Below are 615 nucleotides of genomic sequence, written 5' to 3' on the forward strand. Positions count from 1 at the left end.
AACGCCTCTACGCCGTTGAGATCGGCCGGGAAACCGTGGCACGAGGGCATCAGCCGGACGGCGAATGCATCGCCGTGGCGGCTTTGCCGGGTTGCGCTCGGCAGGCGTTGATGGTTTGTTGCCGCCCAGCGGAGAACGAATGATGCGCGAATCCCTCGGTCAAGACGAATACGGCTCGACCAGCCCTTTCGACCCGGACGACCTGCCCAATCTCAATGCGATGGGGCCGGCGATGGGCAGCGGCAATGATTTCGAGAAATATGCCGTCGCCGTCATCATCGTCTTCGGCGCGCTGATCATCGGCGGCCTCATGGCCGCCTCCATGTCCTTCGGCCATCGCAACGGCTTCCTGTTCGCGCTCGGCGGCGCCACGGCGGCCTGGATTTCGGGCAATGCGCTGCTGCTCGACCGGCCGCGCATCTACGCGCTGTTCGTCGCCATTGCCGCCGTCATGCTGATCGCCTCGACCATCACGCTGGTGACCTGAGAAAACAATCCAGCTGCTTTGAGATCGAACCAACCCAAAGCGCTTCGCGGAAACGGCGAACCGCTCTCCTTGTTTTTACGCAATCCCGGGCGGAAGGCCACGGCGAGGTCGCCTAGCTAGCCCAACCG

At 63.4% G+C, this 615-nt stretch carries 1 protein-coding gene; it reads left to right on the forward strand.

What is annotated here, in order from left to right; genetic code table 11:
- Nucleotides 1-139: 139 nt before the first annotated feature.
- Nucleotides 140-487, forward strand: a complete 348-nt coding sequence (locus EOD07_RS36680) for a hypothetical protein (protein WP_040985832.1) — start codon at nt 140-142, stop codon at nt 485-487.
- Nucleotides 488-615 lie beyond the last annotated feature (128 nt).

Source organism: Mesorhizobium sp. M2C.T.Ca.TU.002.02.1.1, from assembly GCF_003997225.1.

What these genes read in the sequence shown, in the direction of transcription:
- EOD07_RS36680 (WP_040985832.1), top strand. Translation starts at nt 140, where the DNA reads ATGATGCGCGAATCCCTCGGTCAAGACGAATACGGCTCGACCAGCCCT.